This window comes from Streptomyces sp. NPDC021562 (assembly GCF_040640875.1).
Classification (GTDB): domain Bacteria; phylum Actinomycetota; class Actinomycetes; order Streptomycetales; family Streptomycetaceae; genus Streptomyces.
On record NZ_JBFACN010000055.1, the window covers coordinates 1 to 18,528 of the forward strand.

General features: G+C 67.7%; 15 protein-coding genes and 1 pseudogene. 10 read left to right on the forward strand and 6 right to left on the reverse strand.

Annotated elements, in window-relative coordinates; all coding sequences use genetic code 11:
* Positions 1-105: 105 nt before the first annotated feature.
* Positions 106-756 (forward strand): annotated as a pseudogene (locus AB0G52_RS40190) (IS5 family transposase).
* Here the strand turns inward: AB0G52_RS40190 and AB0G52_RS40195 are convergent.
* Positions 757-1,290 carry a CbrC family protein gene (locus AB0G52_RS40195; protein WP_361344119.1) on the reverse strand — a complete coding sequence of 178 codons (534 nt, stop codon included), beginning with the start codon at positions 1,288-1,290 and terminating at the stop codon, positions 757-759. It abuts the pseudogene before it with no gap.
* 601 nt (positions 1,291-1,891) lie between these two features.
* Between AB0G52_RS40195 and AB0G52_RS40200 the strand changes: the two genes are divergently transcribed.
* Positions 1,892-2,809 (forward strand): TIGR03564 family F420-dependent LLM class oxidoreductase, encoded by a 918-nt coding sequence (locus AB0G52_RS40200; RefSeq protein WP_361344122.1) that lies wholly within the window; start codon positions 1,892-1,894, stop codon positions 2,807-2,809.
* Positions 2,810-2,973: 164 nt separating this feature from the next.
* Here AB0G52_RS40200 and AB0G52_RS40205 read toward each other — a convergent pair whose 3' ends face one another.
* Positions 2,974-3,858, reverse strand: coding sequence for a maleylpyruvate isomerase N-terminal domain-containing protein (locus AB0G52_RS40205; protein WP_361344125.1), 885 nt, complete (start codon positions 3,856-3,858; stop codon positions 2,974-2,976).
* Positions 3,859-4,131: 273 nt separating this feature from the next.
* Here AB0G52_RS40205 and AB0G52_RS40210 point away from each other — a divergent pair, with 273 nt between their 5' ends.
* From AB0G52_RS40210 to AB0G52_RS40240, 7 genes are all read left to right on the forward strand, one after another.
* A complete protein-coding gene (locus AB0G52_RS40210; protein WP_361344127.1) occupies positions 4,132-5,430 on the forward strand; it encodes an AarF/UbiB family protein in 1,299 nt (432 codons plus the stop codon).
* Positions 5,431-5,446: 16 nt separating this feature from the next.
* Positions 5,447-6,073, forward strand: a complete 627-nt coding sequence (locus tag AB0G52_RS40215; protein ID WP_361344130.1) for a peroxidase-related enzyme — start codon at positions 5,447-5,449, stop codon at positions 6,071-6,073.
* 12 nt (positions 6,074-6,085) lie between these two features.
* Positions 6,086-6,964: an SDR family NAD(P)-dependent oxidoreductase gene (locus tag AB0G52_RS40220; RefSeq protein WP_361344133.1), complete on the forward strand. Its 879-nt coding sequence runs from the start codon at positions 6,086-6,088 to the stop codon at positions 6,962-6,964.
* 155 nt (positions 6,965-7,119) lie between these two features.
* Positions 7,120-8,376, forward strand: a complete 1,257-nt coding sequence (locus tag AB0G52_RS40225; RefSeq protein ID WP_361344136.1) for a styrene monooxygenase/indole monooxygenase family protein — start codon at positions 7,120-7,122, stop codon at positions 8,374-8,376.
* Between the two features lie 109 nt (positions 8,377-8,485).
* Positions 8,486-9,124, forward strand: a complete 639-nt coding sequence (locus AB0G52_RS40230; RefSeq protein WP_361344139.1) for a winged helix-turn-helix transcriptional regulator — start codon at positions 8,486-8,488, stop codon at positions 9,122-9,124.
* A gap of 198 nt (positions 9,125-9,322) precedes the next feature.
* Positions 9,323-10,771, forward strand: coding sequence for an MFS transporter (locus AB0G52_RS40235; protein ID WP_361344142.1), 1,449 nt, complete (start codon positions 9,323-9,325; stop codon positions 10,769-10,771).
* Between the two features lie 174 nt (positions 10,772-10,945).
* Entirely contained in the window at positions 10,946-11,362 is a 417-nt protein-coding gene (locus AB0G52_RS40240) for an SgcJ/EcaC family oxidoreductase (protein ID WP_361344145.1), read from the forward strand.
* A 128-nt stretch (positions 11,363-11,490) separates the two neighbouring features.
* Here the strand turns inward: AB0G52_RS40240 and AB0G52_RS40245 are convergent, their stop codons facing one another.
* The 4 genes from AB0G52_RS40245 to AB0G52_RS40260 all read right to left on the reverse strand — a co-directional run bounded on the left by AB0G52_RS40245 (position 11,491) and on the right by AB0G52_RS40260 (position 16,606).
* Positions 11,491-11,679 (reverse strand): hypothetical protein, encoded by a 189-nt coding sequence (locus AB0G52_RS40245; protein ID WP_361344148.1) that lies wholly within the window; start codon positions 11,677-11,679, stop codon positions 11,491-11,493.
* A 654-nt stretch (positions 11,680-12,333) separates the two neighbouring features.
* Positions 12,334-14,169: an asparagine synthase (glutamine-hydrolyzing) gene (gene asnB, locus AB0G52_RS40250; RefSeq protein ID WP_361344151.1), complete on the reverse strand. Its 1,836-nt coding sequence runs from the start codon at positions 14,167-14,169 to the stop codon at positions 12,334-12,336.
* A gap of 40 nt (positions 14,170-14,209) precedes the next feature.
* Positions 14,210-15,760: a GMC family oxidoreductase N-terminal domain-containing protein gene (locus AB0G52_RS40255; RefSeq protein ID WP_361344154.1), complete on the reverse strand. Its 1,551-nt coding sequence runs from the start codon at positions 15,758-15,760 to the stop codon at positions 14,210-14,212.
* Between the two features lie 9 nt (positions 15,761-15,769).
* A complete protein-coding gene (locus AB0G52_RS40260) occupies positions 15,770-16,606 on the reverse strand; it encodes an SAM-dependent methyltransferase (protein WP_361344157.1) in 837 nt (278 codons plus the stop codon).
* Between the two features lie 249 nt (positions 16,607-16,855).
* Here AB0G52_RS40260 and AB0G52_RS40265 point away from each other — a divergent pair, with 249 nt between their 5' ends.
* Positions 16,856-18,400 carry a GMC family oxidoreductase N-terminal domain-containing protein gene (locus AB0G52_RS40265; protein WP_361344160.1) on the forward strand — a complete coding sequence of 515 codons (1,545 nt, stop codon included), beginning with the start codon at positions 16,856-16,858 and terminating at the stop codon, positions 18,398-18,400.
* Positions 18,401-18,528: the final 128 nt, after the last annotated feature.

Below are 18,528 nucleotides of genomic sequence, written 5' to 3' on the forward strand. Positions count from 1 at the left end.
TCCAAGCCCGCCCCACGCATGCCGCACCCCCGCTACACTCCCCACCGCCAGGCCGTTGACCAGCCGAAATACAGAAGTCCGGCTGGAGTACTAGTCCCGAATGAGCTGTGGGAGTTGTTCCAGCGGGTGGTGCCGGAGGCACCGACCCGACCGCAAGGCGGAGGCCGCCGTCGGCCATGGTGATCGGGAGGTGCTGGCTGCGATCGTGTTCGTGGCCACGTCGGGCTGCACGTGGCAGCAGCTACCGCCCGCCTCGTTCGGGCCATCAGGAGCAACAGCTCAAAGGGGGACCTGACAGGCCCGAATCCTGTGGACCGAGGCAAGTACGGCTCAAAGATCCACTTGATCACCGAGCGGACCGGTCTGCTCCTGTCCGTCGGCATCTCCGGCGCGAACACGCACGACAGCCAGGCCCTCATCCCGCTGGTTCAGGGGATTCCGCCGATCAGATCCCGGCGCGGCCGACGGCGACGCCGGCCCAGCAAGCTCCATGGCGACAAAGGCTACGACTACAACCACCTGCGGCGATGGTTACGCAGCCGCGGAATCACGCCTCGGATCGCACGCAAGGGCACAGACTCCAGCCAACGGATGGGCCGGCACCGCTGGACCATCGAACGCACCATGGCCTGGCTCGCCGGATGCCGACGCCTCCACCGCCGCTACGAACGCAAGACCAGCCACTTCCTGGCCTTCACCAGCATCGCCTGCACCCTCATCTGCCACCGACGACTCGCCCAAGCAGATGCCTGCTAGCTAGGAGGCGTCGGCGTAGGCGAGATGGGCACCGCAGACAGTGCAGCGGAATAGCATTGTGGTCGCCCCCTCGCCCAGGTTGGCGAGGAAGTGCTCAAGCTGGCTCTCGTCGTGCCAACCGCCCGTGCGCAGGTCGACCCGCAACTGTTCGAGGGCTTCGGGATGCGCCGCCAGTTCGGTATGGTCGACTTCGCCTACGAAGGCGGCCGCGTCCTGGCAGTGGACGAGCCAGTGCGGGTCCTGCCAGGCGTGGAAGCCAGGGGTGCGGCGGGTGACCTCATGCAAGACGTCCTCGCTGACACCGTCGAGTCCGTAGGAGTCGGTGAATTCGCCCGCGAAGCGTTCAGCAGCGCTCCCGTTTGCGATGCACCATGGGCAGAATCGCCCGCTGACGTCCTGAGCGGTGTAGAAGGTGGCCGTGTAGATCCAGCCCGTGTCGCGGTTGCAGCAGACACACGTCTCGGAGGCCGCCCGGATGGACCTACTTGCGAGGGGGTCTGGGTGATAGCGAAAGAAGGGCAGGCTGGCACTCATCGCCGGTTCCCGGTCTGTGCGCTGGTGGCCATGCCTGCTGATCTCATGGAGAGCAGTCTGTCCGCGAGCAGGTCCCTGATCAAGCGCGGTGTCGGACTCCTCGTGACTCAGCCAATTGAGACAGCTTGTAAGGCGATGTGCGGTGGCCGCCGGCCACGGGACCAAGCGGCTCGCGTACCGCCAGGGCCTTCGGCCCAGGCGCAGCAGATGCGCTTGGCGGCGTGATCGATACGAGACGAGCCCGGCCGGGAGAGGCACAGCCTCGGACTCGGTGCACCAGGCAGACAACAGGTTCCGGCACCCTGGGGGACAGGAGAACGGACTGGAGCATCGGCGTCTCCTGCACAGTTGCAAACAAACCGTTGCTGTGTCACCTGTGCCATCCCGGCACCTCTCAGCACTTTCTCCATTCCTGTAAATTCCGGCCCCTCGCATGGTTCGTTTTCGGCCAATCTATTCCCGCTGAATGCCGCAAGATTTCGGCAATATCGGTGAAGTTGCGTCTTTGTGAAACGGCTATCCTCCGTTGCAAGGCAGAAATCGGCGGCCATGCACGATCGCCGAGCTGCCGGAAGAAGTGAACTGAAATGGGGGATTAATCTTGAGCGCCGATATGCAAAATGGTGTGTTCGTCACCACGCACGGGCTGACGCTCGACGCTGTCATCGGACAAGTCAGGGCCGCAGCCCAGGCGGGCGTGAGCGCGGCGTGGTTGCCGCAGGTCTTCGGCGGCGACGCGTTGACCACTCTGGCCGTGACCGGGTGTGAAGTGCCGGGCATCAAGTTGGGCACCGCCGTTGTACCGACCTACCCGCGCCATCCGCTGACGCTGGCTGGCCAGGCCCTCACGGCGCAGAGTGCGACCGGCGGCCGGCTGACGTTGACTGTCGGCCCCAGTCACCGTGCCGTCATTGAGGGAGCTTACGGATACTCCTATGACCGGCCGGTACGGCATGTACGCGAATACCTCGCCGCGCTGGCGCCCCTGCTGCGAGGCGAATCTGTGGAGTACCGCGGCGAGACGTTGACCGCCGTCGGCGCGGTCAACGTGCCCGGCGCCACGCCCCCGTCGCTGATGCTGGCCGCACTCGGTCCGGCGATGCTGGGGCTGGCAGGAGAACTGACGGACGGCACCGTCACCCTCTTCACCGGTCCGCGCACCATCGCCGACCACGTGGTGCCAACGATCACCCGTGCCGCAAACCAGGCCGGCCGTCCGGCGCCACGCATCGTAGTCGGCCTGGCCGTCTGCGTCTCCGACGAGGTGCAGGCACGACGGGAACTGCTGAGTTCCATCTACACAGCCGTAGGCACCGGCAGCGAGCCGAGCTACCGGGCGATGCTCGAGCGTGAGGGCGTCGCCACGGCAGTCGATGTCGCGATCATCGGCGACGAGAAGACCGTGGTGCACAAGCTGCGGCAGTACGCCGACGCGGGGGCCACCGAGTTCATGGCGACGCTCTTCGGAACCGACGAGGAGAACACGCGGACGCTGGAGCTCATCGCGTCATTCGGCTGAGCGCCAGGTCGGCTCGCCAACGCCTGGTGGCGGGTCCTGCATACCGCCGGCCCGCCATCGCTGCGAAAGGCGACGGCGGCCGGTGGGCCCGCTCGTCCGCTTCTACAGATGGAGCGCATCCGCGGACAGTCACCCTTCCCGGCATGACCCCGTATGCGGTCGTCCTACGGAAGACGGACCTTGCGCAGGAACGGGGCGAGCAGCCAGGGGCGTCGCCCCCACACGCGCACAGCTCCGCTCAACGCCGCTTGGGTACGCGGAACACGGTGGAAGAGCACAAGGCTCAAGTCGGCGGGCTTGAAGTAGACGCGCACGTCGTTGTCGCGGCTCGGCTCTTCGACCCAGACGTTTCCGGTATCCAGAACCATCGCCACGGGTGATGTGTAGGCGGAGCGGAATTCCACGGCGATGCGCCCCTGATGCACACGCCTGTCGTCGTCCAGGATGTGACCGGCCCCGCTGCGGGCGATCTCGACGAGGAAGAGCTCGAAGAACTGCGCGGCGTACTCGTGCGGGATGTGCCAGGGGCGATCGACGGCGCGCGCAATATCGCGCCCGTGCAGGAGGAGTTCGTTGGTCAGGTGGGCCACCAGGCCGGCCAGCGGGATGCGCGCGCCGCCGAGCCAGCTCAGCGTCCTGGCGGGGTCCGCAGTAGCGGTTGCCCGCAGGATTTCGTCGATCGACGCGCGGAGTTTGCTCACGACCTTGTCCGGGTCGCGTTCTGGATAGGCCTGCAAGAGCGCGGGGTTCAAGCCGGTGTGGATGGTGTCGACGGTGGCCGCTGCGATGTGCTCGCGGATGCCCGGCATCGGCAGCGGCGCGTCATCGGAGACCACCGCAGAGGTGTTGAGCCAGGCGACGGAGGCGACATGGGCCGCGGTGTCCATCACGGTCCAGTCGGCCGTCGCCATCGCCTGCGGATCGGCGGACTCGACCAACGCGCCGAATCGGTCCACGACCTCCGTGAGCGCATTGCGCGCGGCGTGCCACTGGTCGGGGGTGATCCTCGTCGCCGCGAGGGTCCGGTGTGCCTGATACTTCCTTCCCATCACAACCCTGGCCTCTCCGGCCGTGTGAGACCCGCCCGTTCAAGAGGCCCAGTGTGGCCCAGTACCGGGCAGCGCAGTTCTTTCAGCTTGCTGCCCCTTCGAGTGCTGCAGCTGCACCCGGACGGCCGTCCAGCCAGGCCCGACCGGACGACGGGGCACGCTCGGAGTAGTCGCTCCCCTCCTCGCGCGCCGACGATTTCTCCTGTTGGCGATCAAAACGGGCGCGCCCCTTCGTGCGCCCTCCGTTGCCCATCGCAGGCGGGAGGGACAGGCATGGCACAAGCAGCCGGATTTCTCACGGAACTGCCCGGCACGGTGCTGCGCGTCGCCCGGGTCGGCGGCACCGTGTTCGGCTATGCCGTGGTCTACGGGCCCGCCGCGCTCGCCGCGCGCCTGCGCCGGCGGCCGTGGCGAGGCGCGGGCGCCTGTCTGTCCTCGCTGCTGACCTCCCTCGGGCCGTCGTACATCAAAATCGGTCAATTGCTCAGCACCCGACGCGATCTCCTGCCCGAGCAGGTATGTACCCAGCTGGGCCGGCTCGCCGACGCGACACCTGCGCCGCGGAGGAAACTCCTCGAAGGGGTTCTGCACCGCGCGTACCAGGACCAGCCCTGGCCGTTCGCCGAGTTCGAGCCGACGCCGGTGGCCACCGGAAGCATCGCAACGATCCACCGCGCCGTCACCCTCGACGGACGGCCGGTGGCGGTCAAGGTACGCAGGCCCGGTATCGGCCGCGTGATGCGCCGCGACTTCCAGCTGACCGGGATGGCCATGGGCGCCCTGCAACGGCTGCCGAGGCTGCGCTCGATGCCCCTCAAGATGATGCACGCGCAGGTGGGCGGAGCGATCCTGCACCAGCTGGACTTCACGGCGGAACGGGAGGCGCTCGGCCATCTGCGCGCCAACTTGAGGGAGTTCGCCTGGGTTCGCATCCCCGCGCCGCTGCCTGAGCTCTGCTCCGAGGACGTACTGGTGATGGAGTACGTAGAAGGGCTGGCCCGCAGGGCACCAAAGACACTGTCCGCGGACGCACGCAAGGCCGCGGCGCGCCGGGTGATGTCGACGGTGTACGAGATGCTCTTCGTGGACGGCCTGGTGCACTGCGATCTCCACCCGGGCAACCTCTACGTCAACAGCGACGGTTCCCTGGTCGTCCTCGACGCCGGCTTCGTGATCAAGCTGTCAGAGCCGGTACGCGCCTCCTTCGCGGACTTCTTCATCAACATGGCCCTGGGCAACGGCCCGCTCTGCGCCGAGATCATCATCGAGAGCGCGGCCAGTATCGCCGAGGGCTGCGATCTCGACGGCTTCCGGGCCAGCCTCACCGAACTCGTCAGTGAGTCGACCGGCACCCGGTCCCGTGAATTCAACCTGGCGAAATTCGCCGGACGGCTCTTCGATCTCCAACGGCGCTTCGGACTGTATCCGGTGCCCGAGTTTGCATTCCCCCTGCTGTCGCTTTTGGTGGTCGAGGGAATCGTGCAAGGCCTCGATCCGGAACTCGACTTCCAGGCAGAAGCGATGCCGGTCCTCCGCCGCAGGAACATGCCCCGTACGTCGATCACCTCATGACAAGAAAGGTATGCAGATGGATGTGAATTCCGGAGTCCGCGTCCCGTTGATCGATGAGGCGGACGCGACGGGCCGCCTGGCGGAGCTCTACGAGCGCGCCAAAAAAGTCACCTCCCTCGACTTCGTGCCCGACATGTTCCGACTGGTCTCATCCAAGCCGGAACTCCTCGAGACGATGCTCGCCGGCTACAACGGCGTCTTCAATCACGGGAATCTGCCCCGCCAGACCAGGGAACTGATCTCCGCCTGGACATCGAAGGTCAACCAGTGCCCCTACTGCGTCGGCACGCACAACTTCTTCCTGCAGGTCTTCGGAGGCAGCGAGGAACTGGCGCACGCGATCGAGGCCTCGGACTCGCCCGACGACCTGCCCGTGGACGAGCGCACCCGGGTGCTGCTGCGGCTGGTGACCAAGCTCAGCCACAGCGCCTACCGGATCACCGACAAGGACTGGCAGGTGGCGCTCGACGCCGGCTGGAGCACCGACGACCTGCTCGAGGCCTTCTTCTGCGCGGCGCTGTTCAACTTCATCACGCGCCTGGTGGACGGTCTCGGGCTGGGCACCACGGTCACCCGTAGCCGGATATCCCAGCAGGAACTGCCCGACGACTCCTCATCGGCCGCGGCCACCGCGGCCGACTGAGACGAGGCGGCCATGCCTGCATCCCGCGCGGTTTTGATCACCGGGGTCTCCTCGCTGAGCGGGCTCTCCTCGGGTACCGGACGGGCCCTCGCGCTGCGGCTGCACCGCGCGGGATGGCCTGTCTATGCCAGCGGCCGGAGCCTGGAGGGCCTCAAAGACCTGGCACAGGAAGGCATCACCACCCTGCAGGTCGACGTGACCGACGAGGAATCGATGACAGCGGCCGTCGACCGGATCACCGCCGAGCACGGCGCGGTCGGCGTTCTGGTCAACAACGCCGCCTACAGCCTCAACGGCACCATCGAGCAAACCCCCATGGATGAGGTCCGGCGCCAGTTCGAGACGAACGTCTTCGGGCTCTCCCGCATGACGCAGCTCGTCCTGCCGGGCATGCGGGAGCAGGGGGCGGGCCGCATCGTCCTCATGTCCTCGATCTTCGGGCTCTTTGCGACCCCGGGCCGCGGATACTACGAGGCCACCAAGCATGCGCTGGAGGCGATCGGCGACTCACTGCGGCTGGAGGTGCGTCGCTTCGGCATCAAGGTCGTCATCATCGAGCCCTCACCCATCCTCGGCGCGTTCGTCCCCACCACCGTCGGCGATCTCGGACTCGCCCCCGGTTCCACCGACAACGACCCCTACGGCGACTTCTGGGAACGCTTCGTCATCTGGCACGGCGCCTACCGCGAGGTCGAGCATCCCAAGGGCCGCGGCCGTCTCTCACTGCGCGCCAACGACGTCGCCGCCCTCATCGAAAAGGCGATCACCGTGCGCAATCCGCGGATCCGCTACCGCCTCGGCATACCGGTACGGCTGCTGCGCCCGCAACGCGTTATCTTCGGTGAGCGCGCCTGGGAGAAGTTCGTCCGCACGTTCTTTCCCACGCCGTAAGGCTGGGCGCGTCACCGCATCCAATTCTTATCGAATCGTGCGGATTTTGGGCACAACGGGAGAAGGCTGCCAGCCTCTTGGTGAGGAAACTGAAATACGGGCGGTCCGCCAGCAACCGGATCCGCACGTCATGACGGGAAAGAGGGTGGCTCGGAATGCGCAAAATACTGATCGTCGGCGCCGGGCAGTCCGGGCTGCAACTCGCACTCGGGCTGCAGCAGCACGGCTACGACGTCACCGTGATGTCGGCGCGGACAGCCGACGAGATAGAACACGGCAACATCATGTCGTCACAGTTCCAGTTCGACAGCACGCTCAAGTTCGAGCGCGATCTCGGCATCTACTTCTGGGACGGAAAGGCACCGCACACCCCCTTCACCCGTTTCATGGTGGGCGCCGACGGCCCCGCGCCGGTCGTCGACTGGACCAGCCCGCTGAAGAAGCCGGGGGCCGACGTCGACCAACGGGTCAAGATGTCGCGCTGGCTGCGGCTGTTCGCGGACAACGGCGGCAACCTCATCATCCGCAGCGCCACCCCCGCAGACCTCGACACCTTTGCCGGCGAGTACGACCTCGTCATCGTTGCCGCAGGGAAAGACGGCCTAGCCAAGGTGTTCGAGCGCGACACCTCCCGCTCGCCCTTCACCGCTCCCCAGCGGATGCTCTCGGTCGTCTACGTCAATGGCTACCAGCCTGACCCGGCCGCCCCCGGCGACCACACCGTCGAGTTCCACATGCTGCCGGGCAAGGGCGAGATGATCGTGATGCCCGCGCTCACCGTCTCCGGCCCCTGCCACATCCTGTTCTTCGAGGCCATACCCGGCGGTCCGCTGGACGTCTTCGGTGACATCCACTCGCCCCAGCAGCATCTGGAGCGCTTCACCGAACTGCTCGAAGAGCACGTACCGTGGGCACGCGAGCAGTACACCAAGCTCGAACTCACCGACGCCGGCGCCGCCCTGCGCGGCGGATTCACCCCCGTCGTGCGGCATCCGGTCGCGGCCCTGCCCTCCGGCGGCCGCGTCCTGGGCATGGGGGACGTCATCGTTGCCAACGACCCCATCACTGGGCAGGGATCGAACATGGCCGCCAAGTTCGCCGCCGTCTACCTCGACGCCATTCTCGAGCGGGGCGACCAGCCGTTCGACGGTGCCTTCATGCGACACACCTTCGAGACGTTCTGGACGCTGCACGGACGCGCGACCACGGAGTGGACGAACATCATGCTCCAGCCGCCGCCCCCGCACATGCTCGAGCTCCTGGGAGCCGCGAGCCAGTTCACCGCGATCGCGCACCGCTACACGGAGGCTTTCGACGACCCCAACGACTTCCTCGAATGGTTCACCGACCCGGACAAGGCCGCCGCCTACCTCGCCGAGGTCGTCGGCGCAGCGGCCGGATCAGGCCACTGAAACGCGGGCATCCTGGTGTCACGGCGGCAGAAACTGCAGCCTGCGGGAACCCGTGCCGCCCGTCTGAGCGCTTCTAGGCGCTTAAACGTAACGGAGTTATGGTAAAACCATGGAAAAGAAGCGCAGCTACAACGAAGGATGTCCCGTCTCCCACGCGCTGGACCTCGTGGGGGAGCGCTGGGCCCTTCTGGTGGTGCGCGAGCTGCTGCTCGGCCCCAAGCGCTTCCGGGACCTCAGGGACGGCCTGTGCGGCGCCAGCTCCAACATCCTCACCATGCGCCTGCGTGACCTCGAGGAGATCGGCGTGGTGCGCAAGTACCGCGCCGGTGCCCCGGTGAGCGGGCCGGTCTACGAGCTGACCGACTGGGGCCGGTCCCTGGAGCCTGTCCTGTTCGCGCTGGGCAACTGGGCGGTCAGCTCGCCGTTCTGGGACCGCCACGCGCCTTCGACGGTGGACTCACTCCTGCTGTCGCTGCGCTCCCAGGCCATGTTCGTCTTCGCCGCAGGCGCGCCGGTGTCCGGGACCTGCGACATGCGTGTCGACGACGACCACTACATCCTGCGTTTCGGCGACGCCGGGCTGGACATCACCCGTGCCGTCGCCTACCAGCCGGACGCGACCGTCCAGCTCGACGCGGCCACCCTCAAAGTGCTGATCACCGGTGACGAAACGCTCGACGACGCCATCGACGCCGGGCGGGTGTCGCTCCACGGCGATGAGCGGCTGATCAGGTCCCTGATCAAGTAGTGACGGCTGCGGATGCCCCGGCTGACCAGCAGGTGAAGCTTCCCATCCGCATACCGCCGTTCGAGTGAACAGGTTGTGCCTCACTCCGCCGCACCCCTAGGCTCATGGTGCAAAAATTGAAGCAACTGCTTCAACGAAATAGAGTGATGTACGGCTGTCACCGCGGGCTGCAAAGCCTCCGGAAGGAGTGAGCGCACCATGCAATCCACCGAATCCGAGGCACTCGCACCCCACAAGGGCTGGACACTGGCCCTCAGCTCGGTGGGCGTCTTCATGGCCGCCCTGGACGCCCTCGTCGTCACCACCGCCCTGCCCGTCCTGCGCACAAGCCTCAGCGCCAACGTCGGCGACCTCGAGTGGACCATCAACGCCTACGTCCTCACCTTCGCCTGCCTCCTGCTGCCTGCGGCCGCCCTCGCCGACCGGTTCGGACGCCGCCGGGCCTTCGCGGCTGGTCTCGTCATCTTCGCGGCAGCCTCTGCCCTGGCGGCCCTCGCTCCCAGCGTCGGCGTGCTGATCGCCGCCCGCGCCGGCGAAGGCCTCGGCGCCGCCGTCATCATGCCGATCTCGCTGACCCTGATCAGCGACGCCTTCCCGGTCGAAAAGCGCGGCGCAGCCATCGGCATGTGGGGCGCCGTCTCCGGCTTCGCGGTCGCCATCGGCCCCGTCATCGGCGGAGCGGTCGTCGACGGACTCAGCTGGCACTGGATCTTCTGGTTCAACGTCCCCATCGGCGTGGTCGCCGGCCTGCTCTCCCTGCTGCGGCTGACGGAAAGCTACGGACCCCGCCAGCCCCTTGACCTGTACGGACTGGCCCTGGCCTGCGCCGGCTTCTTCCTGCTGGCCTGGGGCCTGGTACGCGTCAGCAGCGTCGGCTGGGCCAACTCCCAGGTCGTCGTCTCCCTGATCGCCGGAGCCGTCGTCGTGGCCGTCTTCCTGCTGGTCGAAGGGCGCAGGAACCAGCCGATGGTGCGCCTCGACCTGTTCCGCAACCGCGCCTTCAACACGGCCAGCTGGGTCACCTTCTTCATGTACGCAGCACTGTTCGGCGCGCTGTTCCTGATGTCGCAGTTCCTGCAGTCCGGGCTCGGCGACAGCCCCCTCAGGGCCGGCCTGCACCTGCTGGCTTGGACCGCCGTGTCCATGTTCATCGCTCCGGTCGTCGGCCCCCTCGCCGACAAATACGGCAACCGTCCGTTCATGGCCCTGGGCATGGCCCTGCAGGCGATCGGCTTCGGCTGGGTCGCCCTGGCCGCCAAGCCCGGCATCGGCTTCAGCGACGTCCTTGGAGGACTGCTCGTCGCCGGAGTCGGCATCGGCATCGTCTTCCCCACCGTGGCCAACGGAGTGATGACGTCGGTGGGACCGGACGAGACAGGTATCGCCTCGGGCACCAGTGCCACGCTGCGCGAACTGGGCGGCGTCTTCGGAGTCGCATTCACCGCGACCGTCTTCGCCCATGCCGGCAACTACACCTCCCACCAGACGCTCATCACCAACTTCAGCCACGCGCTGGGGCTGTGTGCAGGCTTCTCGGCGGCCGGCATCTTCGTCTCGCTCGCCTATCCGCCGCACCGCGCCCCCGCCCAAGACCCCGCCCTGGCCATGCAGCCTGCCGAAACGGCGGTCCCGGTGGCCAACGACTGACTCCTGCAGGAAGGAGACGAAGCCCGACCTTCCCACACCGGCGGTGCACGGCTTGTTTCCGTCGCTCACCGCTACGCACCGCCCCGCTTTCTACGTCAGCGAAGCCGCGACCTGTTCCCGCGAGGCCAGCGACCGCGGTCATCCGGAAGACACCATCGAAACGAGGTAAAAATCTTGACTACCGAAGCTCAGAAGCAGGACGAGGCCGCCATTCTCGACGTCGTCAAGGGCGTCTACCAGGCTTGGAACGACGCCGACCCTGACGCGTTCGTCGCCGAGTACTTCGACAACGCCAGCGCGATCCTGCCCGGCTCGTACCTGAAGTCGCGCCAGGAGATCCACGGTGCCATGGCGTTCTCCTTCAGCGGACCGCTGAAGGGCACCCGCGCATCTGACAAGATCCTCGACGTCCGCTTCCTCAACGACGAGGCGGCCGTGGTCATCAGTGAGACCGGCGTCCTCCTTCCTGGGGAGACCGAGGCCCCGCCCGAGCGGACCGTGTACGCGACCTGGGTGCTCGCCAAGAAGGACGGCAAGTGGCAGCTCGCGGCCTACAGCAACAGCCCTTCGGTCGCACCCGGCCAGCCGTAAGCCTCGCCATCGCTTGTGCCCCGCCCCCCTGGGGCGGGGCACAAGACGTCTCGCGGTCGGCAACACTGCGGCGCATTCGGCCTGTCCGCCCGCCACCTCGATAGCGGCACAGGCGTGCGTGGCGTGCCCTAGGCCAGGCGTTCCTTGAGGAGCAGACGTTGCAGCGTGGTGTAGGTGCGGTGCTTCGGCGAAGCAGGACGGGCGATTGAGGAATGATTTCCGGGCAGCGCTGCCGCGTCCGGGTAGACGTCCTGCGCAGAGGCCGCCGGCACGATGCTGTCGCTCTCGCCTGCGTATACATTATGGGCCGTCGGCATCCTCAGGAGCGTCAGTTACGCCCCCTGGACGAGAAGGTCGCATTGACCCGCGGTGTCCTCATACGTGATGTGGTCCATGCCTCCAGGGTCAACGAGCGCACATGCCCGATCCCGTTCACAGATTTTGCAGTCTCTGCTCCGTGGTGCAGGTCGAAAGGGAAGCGCACTCCGTGGGAGGGCACCTCAGGGGGCCAGCGCCAGCGGGTGACGTCGTGCACGTCCGTCCAGGCATCGGTGAGAGTTCGCGGTACTGCGCCGTCGCGTCGCGCGCGCGTGCCAGGAGCACCACGGTGCCCACGTATCCACAGCTTTCTGCTGCTGAAAGCGGGGACTTGGGAAACATGTCGATCAATAGGGGGTGGTGAACCAGCGCCACTTCTCCTGCCGCCGCGGGGAGGCTGCACCGAAGACGAACTCTTACGGACAGTGTGCAGCCTTACGGTCGAGTCCCTTCTTTGCGAAGCAGGCAAGCCCCGGCAGTGGCTCGGGTCGCCGCGTTGCGTGCGGCATCGGTGTTTCTTCACAGGCTGCGACGACGTGCGCGCGGCGTGAGGAAGCGGCGATCGATGACAACCCCGCCAGGCGCACCTCCGGCTCGACGAGCTCCGCAGAAGGAGCGCGGGTGCAAGGTCTCCGGCATGACCCGCCGGACGGTCAGCCCAGCTTCAATTCGGGGTGATAGGTGTCCAGCCACACCGCCAGGTCGAGCGCCCGCTCCAGGCCCAGCCGTGTCAGCCGGTCCATGGCGGATAGTTCGCGTTCTGTCGCCGCCCGAAGCCAGTCCCGGTCCACCAGCGCGAAGACCTCGTGACCCGTGCGCGCCAGCAATTCCTTTCCCTGGTGCTGGAGTTCCTGGCTGTAATAGGGGTCCTGGGTCGACGGATAGGGGCTCTTGGGCCGCCAGGCAACCGACGCCGGCAGCATCTCCTTGGCTGCTCCGCGCAGCAGGCTCTTCTCCCTACCGTCGTACGTCTTCAAGGACCAGGGGGCGCTGTAGACGTAGTCGACGAGCCGGTGGTCGCAGAACGGTACCCGCACCTCCAACCCGACCGCCATGCTCAAGCGGTCCTTGCGGTCGAGCATGGACTGCATGAAGCGAGTGAGGTGCAGATAGATCATGACTCGCATGCGGTACTCGAAGTCACTTTCGGAGTCGAGGCGCTCAACCTCCCCCACAGCACTGTCGTACCGGTCGAGGCGGTACTCCTCCAGCTTGAGCTGTGCTAACAGGTGCGGGTGCAGGCCGGTGGCGTCTTTGTCGAACGGGCCGACACTGACTGCGATCCACGGAAACGCGCGTGCGCTTTGGATGGCGGGGATGTGCATGTGTTTGTACCCGCCGAACAGCTCGTCCGCCGACTCGCCGGACAGGGCGACAGTTGACTTCTCCCGTATCGCCTTGAACAGCAGATACAGCGAGAAGTCCATGTCGCCGACGCCCATCGGCACGTCGCGGGCGATGAGTGCGGCACGGCGGACGGCGGGGTCGGCGAGCGTCTTCGGGTCGAGCACGATGTCGGTGTGCTCGGAGCCGACATGCTCGGCGACGTCGTGGATGAAGGGGGTGTCCGGGGTGTCGCGCAGGTCGTCCGGCGTGAAGTTGTCGGCCTGTCCCATGAAGTCGACCGCAAACGTCGGCACCCGCTCGCCGGTGAGATGAGCCGCGGCCAGGGCGGTGAGCGTGCCGGAGTCCAGTCCGCCGGACAGCAGCAGGCAGCGCGGCACGTCGGCGACGAGCTGCCGGCGCACGATGTCGTCCAGGAGCTCACGAACCCGCGCGACGGAGGTTTCCGCGTCGTCGGTGTGGAGCCGGCTCTCCAGCCGCCAGTAGGTGCGTTCCCGCACACCATCGGCGTCGACAGTGACGATGGTTCCGGGCCTGACCTGCTGCATGCCGGCCCAGATCGCGTGGCCCGGCGTGAAGGCGTACGAGAGCGTCTCGCGCAGTCCGTCGGCGTCCACGACCCGCTGGGCCAGGGAATTGGCCAAGATGGCCTTCTGCTCCGAGCCGAAGAGCACACCGTCGGGCGTCGGGTAGTAGAACAGCGGCTTGATCCCCATCCGGTCGCGGATCATCACCAATTTCTGCTCGCGGGCATCCCAGATGGCGAAGGCATACATGCCATTGAGCCGGTCGGCCAGCGCCGCTCCCCAGCGCAGGTATCCGCGCAAGACCACCTCGGTGTCGCTGGCGGTGGCGAAACGCTCCCCGTGCCCCTGCAGCTCCTCGCGCAGTTCGACGAAGTTGTAGACCTCCCCGCTGTAGACGAGCGCTACATCGCCGCGCTCGGTGTGCACGGTCATCGGCTGAGCCCCGCCCGCCGGATCGATCACGGCCAGCCTCCGGTGGCCGAGAGCGGCGTGCCGGTCAATCCACGTGCCGCGAGCGTCCGGTCCGCGACACGCCATGGTCTCGGTCATCGCGTCCAGGACTGGCTGCTCGTGCGCGAGGTCGCGTCCGAACGAGACCCAGCCGGTGATTCCGCACATCTGCCTGCCTCCGATCACATAGGTTCGGTCGCCTGGCGATTCACGCGGCGCCGCGCAGCAGGGCGGCTACCCGTTCGCCGATCATGACAACGGTCAGGTGTGTGTTGGCGCAGACCATGCTCGGCATGACGGACGCGTCGACGACATGGAGGCTCTCCACTCCATGCACCGCGCATCGCTGGTCCACGACTGCCCGCGGGTCCTCGGCCGGCCCCATGCGTGCCGTCCCGACCGGGTTGTAGGCGCTGTCGACCGCGCGCTCGATGTAGTCCCGCAGGGCCTCGTCGTCGTCCATGACGCGCTCGTCCAGCGCAACCAGCTGCTCGCCCTTGTTGAAGATCTTCGGTGAACTCGCCAGTTCCCAGCAGCCCCTGACACCGTCCGCGAGCAGGCGGTAGTCCCGCTCGTCGGAGAGGTAGCCCAAGTCGACGCGGGGAGCGGCGTAGGGGTCGGACGCGGCGAGGGTGACCCGGCCCCGCGAGTGCTGTCGGCGCAGTACGACCATCACGCCGAACACCGCCCTGGCCCCGGCGAGCTTGCGCAGTTCGGGAAAGTGCAGCGTGAGATCGAAGCGGTTAACCATCGCGTAGTACTGGTCGTTGAACCGGCTGCCGGAGGTGCGGGTGACGATCTGCCCGGTCGACTTGCCCTCGTTCTCGTAGCCGGGCTTCGGCGTCATGAACACCCCGATGCGGGGCTGGTCCGTCAGGCCCGCGCCCACGCCGGCCAGGTCCGCCCGCACGGGCACGCCCAGCGCCCGCAAATCCTCCGCAGGGCCGATCCCGGAGCGCAGCAGGATCGCCGGGGAGGCGATCGCCCCTGCCGACAAAATCACCCGCCGCGCGCGGATCGTCTCGAACGGGCCGCCGTCCACCGACAGCACCACGCCCGCCGCGCGGTCGCCCTCGAACACGACCCGGTCGACGAGGGCGTGCGGCAGGATCGACAGGTTTTCCCGTGCGCTCGCCGGCCACAGGTACGACATCGCCGTCGACACGCGGATCCTGGGATCGCGCCGATTCGACGGGATCGGTCCCACGCCGGTCGACTCGGGGTCGTTGTGGTCTTCGGCCCAGGGATGTCCCTCCGTGAGGCAGACCTCGAGGAACGCCTGCTGAACCTCCGTCAGTTCCTCCGGCCGCCACCGTCGCACCGGTACCGGGCCGCCGCGCCCGTGGACGTCACGGTCGCCGAAGTCCAGATCGTCCTCGAGGGAGCGAAAGACCGGGAGCACGTGCTGCCAGTCCCACAACGGGTTGCCGGCATGGGCCCACTCGTCGTAGTCCTGCGGTGTCCCCCTGATCACGACCGTGTTCCCCACGGCCGAGGAGCCGCCAGTGACCTTGCCCAGCGGGAACATGACCCGACGCTGGCGCGTGAGCTGCGTGGTGAACCCCCAACTGTGCTTCACCAGCGACATCGCGTTGGCGTCCAGGAGGTCGTCGGGGGTCGTGGTCTGTGTCGGGTAGTGCCGGCCGGCCTCGACCAGCAGCACGCGCCGGCCAGGGTCCTCGCTCAGGCGGGCGGCCAGCACCGCACCGGCGCTGCCCGCCCCCACGACGATGTCGTCATAGCTGTCTGCTGCCGACATGCCAGCCCCTCACCGCTTGCGGGCGAGGCCGCACCACATGGGCAGCGGCTGGGGACCGGAGGCGTCCTGCGGCGGCCGCCACAGCTGGGTCTCCACCACACCGGGCGATACGACGTCCAGGCCGTCGAAGAACCGCTCGACCTCGGAACGGGTGCGGCGCACCACGGAATCGCCGGTCTGCTTGTCCATCTCCGTGAGCATCGCGTTCAGGGCCGTGTCCTCGTCGTCCTTCGCGAAGTGGGACAGCGCCACGTAACTGCCCGCGGGGACGGCGGCGAGCAGATCGGAAAGGATCCGTTCGGGACCGTCGGCGTCGTCGACGAAGTGAAGCACGCCGAACAGGATGAGCCCGACGGGCTGGGAGAAGTCGAGCGTCGCCGCGGCCCTGCGCAGGATGTCCTTCGGATCGCGAAAGTCCGCGTCGAGGAAGACGGTGTCCGGATCGGCGGCGAGCAGGGACTGCCCGTGGGCCGCCACGGAGGGCTCGTTGTCGACGTAGACGACGCGGCAGCCGGGCGCCACCGCGCGGGCGGCCTCGTGTGTATTGCCCATGGTCGGCAGTCCGCTGGCCAGGTCGAGGAACTGCCGTATCTGGCACTCGCCCGCAAGGTATCGGACGATGCGTCCGAGGGCGTCGCGTGCTGCGTGCAGGTCGACGCGCACGCTCTCGACACCGCCGGGGTCGCCCGGCCAGTTGACGAACGCGGTGTCGCCGACGGCACGATCGGATGCGAAGTTGGCGCTCCCGCCGAGCAGATAATCCATGATCCGCGCTGTGTTCGGAATCATGGCGTTCACGCCGACCGGCGCCTCCTCGAGACTCGTCGTCGATGAGTTGTCAGACATACGGCAGCCTCCCTCGGGCCGCGGCACCCAAGCTCGCGGCATTCAGGACACCAGCGTGACGCGGCAGGCAACGCCGGGGCTTCTCACTCCGTGCCCGGCACGCACCAGGCGCCGGGCAACGCCGGAGTAGTCCGCCGCGTCCGCTGCCGCAACGCTTGGCATCAGGGACTCACAACTCCGCTGCGTCCCCGGCGACGTGTGCCCCTGTCGCGTCGCGCTTCCCGCAGCCCATGTCAGCGAGGGTGATGTATGACGGCTCAATACGATGACATTGTCGTCGGCGCCGGCTCGGCCGGAGCTGTGCTCGCCGCGCGACTGAGTGAGGACGCCTCGCGCCGCGTGCTTCTCCTCGAGGCGGGGCCCGACTACCTGACCCCGCAGGAGACACCGCCCGACATCCGCAGCGGCAACGCGATGTCCTTCCACGACCACGACTGGCAGTTCAAGGCAGACATCCACGACGGGCGCCGCATCCGCTACCCGCGCGGCAAAGTGACCGGCGGTTCGTCGGCCGTCGGTGCCACGGTCGCCCTGCGCGGTGTCCCCGGGGACTACGACGAGTGGGCGCAGGCCGGGAACCCGTCATGGTCCTGGCAGGAGGTGCTCCCGTACTTCCGGCGCATGGAGGACGACCTCGACTTCGGCGGCGAATACCACGGCCAGGGCGGCCCGTACCCGATCCGCCGCTGGCGCCCGGACGAACTGGTGCCCGGGCAGGTCGCCTTCACCGAGGCCTGCCTCGAGGCGGGCTTCCCCGAAGCCAAAGACCACAACCACCCCGAGGCGACCGGCATCGGACCCATTCCGTCGAACCGGCGTGACGGAACGCCCCGCGTCACCACAGCGATGGCCTACCTGACACCGGCACGGGAGCGGCCCAACCTGGACATCAGGCCCCATACGGTCGTGGACCAGATCGTCTTCGACGGCTCGCGCGCGGTCGGCGTGACGGCCTCGGTGGCAGGCGGCACGTTCGAGACGATCAGCGCCCACCGCGTGATCCTGGCGGCCGGGGCCGTGGCCTCGCCGATGATCCTCATGCGGTCGGGCATCGGCCCCGCCGCGGACCTGCGGCGCCTCGGCATCGACAGCCGCGCCGACCTGCCGGGCGTCGGCGCCAACCTCGTCGACCACCAGCGCACCGGTGCCTTCCTCGTGCCGCACCCCGGTTCCTGCGACCCGTCGGGCCCGTTCCTGCAGCAGATCCTGCGCACCACCGCGCCCGGCTCCGACGAAACCAACGACCTGCAGTACTACATGGTCAACCACTTCGACCTCGCGCACTTCCCCGAGCTGCAGATGCTCTCGGGCACCACGATGATCATGGGCGTGATGGTCGTGTCGCAGCGTCCCCGCTCCCGCGGCACGCTCGTGCTGACCTCCCCGGACCCGCTGGCACCGCCGCAGATCGACCTGAACTTCCTCGCCGACGACGGCCGCGAGCTCGACCTGCTCGTGGAGGGCGTTCGCACCTCCTGGCGCCTGGCCAACCACCCAGGCATCCGCGGCCTGGGACAGGGCTTCATCATCCTGCGCGAGGCGGTGATCGAGAACGACGACATGATCCGGCAGTACGTCAAGACCAGCCTCGACAGCGCCTACCACCCGGTCGGCACGGTACGGATGGGGCCGGCGGAGGATCCCACGACCGTCGTCGACGAGCGGTGCGCCGTGCACGGCCTGGAGTCCCTCTATGTCTGCGACGCCTCGGTCATGCCCAACACGGTGCGGGCGAACACCAACCTCACCTCCATCATGATCGGTGAGCGCACGGCCGACTGGCTGCGCGCCTAGCCAGCGGGCATGGAACCGGCCGGGGCGGCTGATCCGCCCCCCCCCGGGGCCATGGCGCGGCGGCGTGTTGGCTGGGCCGGGGCGCCCCCAAGGGGCGACCCCCCCCCGAGCGCCCGGGGCCGCGCGCC